Raw genomic sequence first — 4,617 nt, forward strand, 5'->3', positions numbered from 1 at the left:
CGCCCCGCCCCGCCGCGCGGGGCGAGCCCCGATCAGTCTCCGGCCCGGATCGGCGTTTCGGGGCCACTGGGCCGTCCTGCGGCGAACCGATGGCTTCGTACATGGCGTCCACGGCCCTGACGGCGCGCCTGTGGCTGCCGTGCATGATCCATCAGCCGGTTCCTGACGAGGTCATTGCTGCATTCGAGCGACTCTGCACCGAAGGTTTCACGCCCCGACCCGTACCCGCCCGGCACCAAGCCGACTACGCCGGGATCTCCACCGTTCCGTGGTACGCGGGGACTGATTGTCGTCAGGGAAGTCCAACTGGGGGAGTCTTCCTCGCGGTCGCGGTCGCGGTCGCGGTCGCGGTCGCGGTCGCGTGCGGGAACGGGACGGCCCGATCCGGCCTGCGGGCCCGAGACAGGTGTGCGCCTGGCCGGGCGGCGCCGTTCATGCCTTGGATGATTCAGCCGGGCCAGCTTCCGGTGAGGCGCTTGGTTGCGGTGGCACCGCTGCGGTCGACGGCAGCCTTGACCAGCGCGAAAATGGCGCCCTGCAGGGTGGCGGCGAGCAGTACCTCGCCCCAGGTGCGGCCTTCGTCGGTGGCGTCGGGTGCCTCCTCGTCGTTTCCGAGCTTCTTCCAGAGCTGGCCGAAGAGAGTGCCGGCCAAGGCTCCGCTGAGGCCGCCGAGCGCGAGCCCGACGGGCTTGTAAGCGATCTTCGATGCTTTCATCGCTGCCTCCGACGTCGCATGATCACGCACAGGACCAGGGCGATGGCGGCTCCGGCGAGAAGAGGCGTGGGGTTCCGGCGTGCTGTCTCGGCTGCGTGGTGCGCCTGGTGCTGGACGGGTTGCGGCGCTTTCTCGCGCCACTTCTCGCCGGCGGTCGTGGCGGTGGCGGCGAGGTGTTCCCGGGCGCGGCCGGCCGTGTGGGCCAGGTGGTCCTTGAACTCGGTGGCGCTGTGCTGAGCGCGGGCTTTGACGTCCGTCTTCCCGGCGAGCGCTTCGACGGTTTCGCCGAGTTCCTCCCGGGTCTCCGTGATCTGCGCCCGCAGCTCCTCGGGCGTGGGTGAGGCGTCACCGGACCTGTCGTCGGGGACGGGGCTGTTGCTCATCGCTGTGCCCTTTCCTTGATCTCTTCGACGTCACGCTTGACGCTGTCAACAGTCTGTTGAGGGGGCGGCGGTGTGGCCCGTTTGATGTTCTTCCTGCCCATGGCCGCGAGGACCGCGGCAATAAGGAACAGAACACCGGTGACGATCAGGGCGGCCGCCCACCAGGGCAGTACGAGCGCGAGTGCGATGATCGCCGTCGCGACCAGCGCCTGCAGGCCGAGAACCGCTACCAGACCTGCTCCGCCGAACAGCCCGCCGCCGAGGCCGAACCGTTTGCCCTTCTGGGTCATCTCGGCCCGTGCGAGCTCCATTTCCTCGCGAACCAGCTGCGTGATCTGCTGCGACGCCCGGGATATGAGTTCGCCGGTCGGCTCCTCCGACAGGCTGCGGTGCATTCCGCTCATGAGGGGTCACCACCTTCCGGAAGCACTCATTCCGTTTACCCGGTCGGCGGGACTTGAGTCATGCCCGCCGACCTCCGCCGAGTGGTGCGAGCCGCTCTGTCCAGGCGTCGGCCCCGCAGGCATCCGAATCGATCTCAATCGTCACGGCTTCACATGTGCCGCCGTGACTACGGGCGGGTTTCCGGGCGCCGGGAACGGACACCCAGGACGTTATGACCCGTTTTGAGAAACTGCGGCACAGCGATGAGCAGGCCCCCGAGGGTGAGGGCCGCCGTTCCGACGAGGCGGGACCGCAGCCCGCCGCCGGAACGGACACCGACCCCGGTCCACATCCCGAGGTGGAGGAGAACGCCCCCGACAAGCCGACCGAGATGCCGAAGAGGGCATGGGGCCAGGTCCTGCGCCGGACCGTCGATGAATTCAAGGACGACGAGCTGACGGATCGTGCGGCGGCACTGACCTACTACGGCGTACTGGCCCTGTTCCCGGCCCTTCTGGTACTCGTCTCCCTGCTCGGCATAGCGGGGCGGGGCACCACACAGAAGGTGCTGGAGAACATCCAGCAACTCGCGCCCGGCGCCGCCCGGGACGTGATCACGAACGCCGTGACACAGCTCCAGGGCAGCAGCGGCACCGGCTCGCTCCTGGCGATCGTCGGCCTCCTTGTTGCCCTGTGGTCCGCCTCCGCCTACGTCGCCGCGTTCATCCGTACCTCGAACGCCGTGTACGAGCTGCCCGAGGGGCGCCCGGTGTGGAAGGTGCTCCCCGTCCGCCTGGGGATCACGGTCGCGCTGATGGTGATGGCGTGCGTGAGCGCGCTGATCGTCGTCCTGAGCGGCGGCATCGCGCGGCGGATCGGCACGGCGCTCGGCATCGGCGACACCGCGATGACGGTCTGGTCGATCGTGAAGTGGCCGGTCCTGGTCGTGCTGGTCACGCTGATGATCGCGCTGTTGTACTGGGCGGCCCCCAACGCCAAGGGCCGCGGCTTCAAATGGGTCACCCCGGGCAGCTTCCTCGCCGTGGTGATCTGGATGGCGGCCTCGGGCGCCTTCGCGGTGTACGTGGCCAACTTCGGCTCCTACAACAAGACCTACGGCACCCTCGCCGGAGTGATCATCTTCCTGATCTGGCTGTGGATCACGAACCTTGCGATCCTGCTGGGTCTGGAGTTCGACGCGGAACTCGCCCGCGAACGCGCCATTCGCGGTGGGCATCCCGCTACCAAGGAGCCCTACGTGGAGCCCCGCGACACCCGCAAGTGGACCGACGACGACCGCCGACGGATGGAATGACGGAGCCCCCCGCGTTCCTGGCCGTCGGCGGTTCTGCGTGCTGCTGGACAGCGAGCGAAGGCCCCGGGTGGTGCTGGCTGGGCGAGTTGTCCCTCCCCTGCGAGCCCTGAAGCCCCGTCCAGTGGCGGAGTAGTGAACGGATGCCCAGCGCCACGCACGCTGTTGGTTCACTCCAGCGACTCTCTCGGTGTCGTCCACTTCAGGCGTCCTGTTCGCTCGGGCTTCGCCGTCGTGGGAAGGGATGCAGCCACACGCATCAACCGACTCTCCTCCAGGCCCAGCAGCGCTGTCCGGGCGCCGCGCAGGGCCAAGCACCGGGCGATGCCCTCACCCAGGCCGCGGGCAGCACCTGTCACGACGGCGACTCGGTCCTGCAAGACGTGCTGCTCGTGAATCACTGCATACTCCAGACGCGGCAAGTGGACTTGCAGGCCTTAATCGACCCTGCTTCGACTGCGGCTGATGGACCGAAACGAGCAGACGGGATTGTGGGAGCGCCACGCTGGTGCGTAGAAGACACGCTCGCCGCGGACGTGGCTGCGCATCGATCGATGGGCAGCTCTGGCGGGGTCCCTGCTGCGATGGAGGGTTTGGACGCCATGAGCTGCGACGCAATTGGGGCGAGCGTAGGGCCGATCAGGTGGAACTCCTGGCGTTCCACGCTCCGCTGACCGCTGACCGCTGACCGCTGACCGCTGACCGCTGACCGCTGACCGCGCGCGGGCGTGGCGGTCTGCACTGGTCTGGCCATCGGTCGGCTCCACGATGACCGGTCGACCGTTTCGGCTGTCTAGCCGGCGCTCCGTTTGCCGGGCGGGTCCTGGGGGTCCACACCGGTCGAGGCGGAGGCGTCCTTGGTTCCGCTGGGACGCTGTGAGCGACCTCTTCGGCCCTTGTCGTGCATGCCCTTTTCGCCAGAGCCCTTGCCCTGCTCTTCCCCGCGGCGGCTGGTGCTCTCGACGGTGTCACCGGGGACGGTTTTCGACTCCTCCTCGGAGACCTTCCTGCCGCTGCCCTTCGCGGGGGCGGATTCATCCGGGTGGAAGGAGCGGTGGGCGCTCGGGTTTTCCTGTTGACGAGTCTCGTCCACGTCGTGCGCCCAGCCGTGCTGAGCGCCCGTGTGTCGGCTCGGGCCCTCGCCCTGTGAGGGCTGAGACGGCTTCGGATGCTTGGGCATGACCTCACCTGCCTGTCCTTCGGAATGCATGCACGCGTTTTGTCTTGTTATATCGCAATTATCCCACCTGCGGTCGGAGCGGTCATCGCAGCCATGTGCTCTACGGGGCGAACTCCTAGGTGGGTTGCAACCCGGCCGGGACTTGCTGATCAGGGGCGAGACCCGGGTTTGCCCCGCGGTTGGGCGGGGAGCCGTGAGAAGAGGGGTCTCCCGTCACCGGAGGACGTCATGATCATCCTCGGAGTCATTCTGCTCATCATCGGCCTCGTGGCCGGCCTCGGCATTCTCTGGACCATCGGGATCATCCTGGTCGCGATCGGAGTTCTGCTGTGGATTCTGGGAGGGGTAGGACATGCGGTAGGCGGACGACGGCACTACTGGTAACCGCGGCGCTTCCATCAGGGCATTCGGCGAAGCATGCCGGCGACGCCCTCCCCGCACAGCATCGAACGTCAGCATGGCCCGGTCCTGCTCCTTCGCGCTGTGAACCGATTTCCCCGAGCCCACGTGCTCACAGCCGACGGAAAGATCCCGGTCACGATGACAAATCATGCTCCTGTTCGTCCCCCGCCCTCACAGACGTCCGGCAGTGACTTCGCCAGACTGTCGAAGGTGATAGCCGACGCCGGGCTGATGCGCCGTC

6 protein-coding genes and 1 pseudogene are annotated in these 4,617 nt (G+C 67.6%); 2 read left to right on the forward strand and 5 right to left on the reverse strand.

Features of this window, described 5'->3' with window-relative positions:
- Window positions 1-448 precede the first annotated feature (448 nt).
- Genes ABZ208_RS38745 through ABZ208_RS38755 form a run of 3 tightly spaced genes read right to left on the reverse strand, consistent with a single transcriptional unit; the run spans window position 449 to window position 1,502 of the window.
- Entirely contained in the window at window positions 449-715 is a 267-nt protein-coding gene (locus tag ABZ208_RS38745; RefSeq protein ID WP_356914144.1) for a DUF4235 domain-containing protein, read from the reverse strand.
- A complete protein-coding gene (locus tag ABZ208_RS38750; RefSeq protein ID WP_356914145.1) occupies window positions 712-1,098 on the reverse strand; it encodes a DUF3618 domain-containing protein in 387 nt (128 codons plus the stop codon). Before ABZ208_RS38750 ends, ABZ208_RS38745 begins: the two co-directional genes overlap by 4 nt.
- The gene (locus ABZ208_RS38755; protein ID WP_356914146.1) at window positions 1,095-1,502 is read right to left on the reverse strand and encodes a phage holin family protein; all 408 of its coding nucleotides are present in this window, start codon (window positions 1,500-1,502) and stop codon (window positions 1,095-1,097) included. The genes ABZ208_RS38750 and ABZ208_RS38755 overlap by 4 nt, the downstream gene beginning before the upstream one ends.
- 212 nt (window positions 1,503-1,714) lie before the next feature.
- On the opposite strand from ABZ208_RS38755, the gene ABZ208_RS38760 reads away from it, so the two are divergent.
- The gene (locus ABZ208_RS38760) at window positions 1,715-2,797 is read left to right on the forward strand and encodes a YihY/virulence factor BrkB family protein (RefSeq protein WP_356914147.1); all 1,083 of its coding nucleotides are present in this window, start codon (window positions 1,715-1,717) and stop codon (window positions 2,795-2,797) included.
- Window positions 2,798-3,027: 230 nt separating this feature from the next.
- On the opposite strand, the pseudogene ABZ208_RS38765 reads toward ABZ208_RS38760, so the two are convergent.
- Together ABZ208_RS38765 and ABZ208_RS38770 are read right to left on the reverse strand one after the other, a co-directional pair.
- Window positions 3,028-3,195, reverse strand: a pseudogene (locus ABZ208_RS38765) (SDR family NAD(P)-dependent oxidoreductase); the annotation flags it as partial.
- 392 nt (window positions 3,196-3,587) lie between these two features.
- Window positions 3,588-3,974 carry a hypothetical protein gene (locus ABZ208_RS38770; RefSeq protein WP_356914148.1) on the reverse strand — a complete coding sequence of 129 codons (387 nt, stop codon included), beginning with the start codon at window positions 3,972-3,974 and terminating at the stop codon, window positions 3,588-3,590.
- A 228-nt stretch (window positions 3,975-4,202) separates the two neighbouring features.
- Here ABZ208_RS38770 and ABZ208_RS38775 point away from each other — a divergent pair, with 228 nt between their 5' ends.
- Window positions 4,203-4,358, forward strand: a complete 156-nt coding sequence (locus tag ABZ208_RS38775; protein ID WP_356914149.1) for a DUF6131 family protein — start codon at window positions 4,203-4,205, stop codon at window positions 4,356-4,358.
- Window positions 4,359-4,617: the final 259 nt, after the last annotated feature.

The organism is Streptomyces sp. NPDC006208 (assembly GCF_040613775.1).
Lineage (GTDB): Bacteria > Actinomycetota > Actinomycetes > Streptomycetales > Streptomycetaceae > Streptomyces.

Excerpts from the sequence above, each read along its gene's own strand:
- ABZ208_RS38745 (WP_356914144.1), bottom strand. The coding sequence starts at position 715 with ATGAAAGCATCGAAGATCGCTTACAAGCCCGTCGGGCTCGCGCTCGGC.
- ABZ208_RS38750 (WP_356914145.1), bottom strand. The coding sequence starts at position 1,098 with ATGAGCAACAGCCCCGTCCCCGACGACAGGTCCGGTGACGCCTCACCC.
- ABZ208_RS38755 (WP_356914146.1), bottom strand. The coding sequence starts at position 1,502 with ATGAGCGGAATGCACCGCAGCCTGTCGGAGGAGCCGACCGGCGAACTC.
- ABZ208_RS38760 (WP_356914147.1), top strand. The coding sequence starts at position 1,715 with ATGACCCGTTTTGAGAAACTGCGGCACAGCGATGAGCAGGCCCCCGAG.
- ABZ208_RS38770 (WP_356914148.1), bottom strand. The coding sequence starts at position 3,974 with ATGCCCAAGCATCCGAAGCCGTCTCAGCCCTCACAGGGCGAGGGCCCG.
- ABZ208_RS38775 (WP_356914149.1), top strand. The coding sequence starts at position 4,203 with ATGATCATCCTCGGAGTCATTCTGCTCATCATCGGCCTCGTGGCCGGC.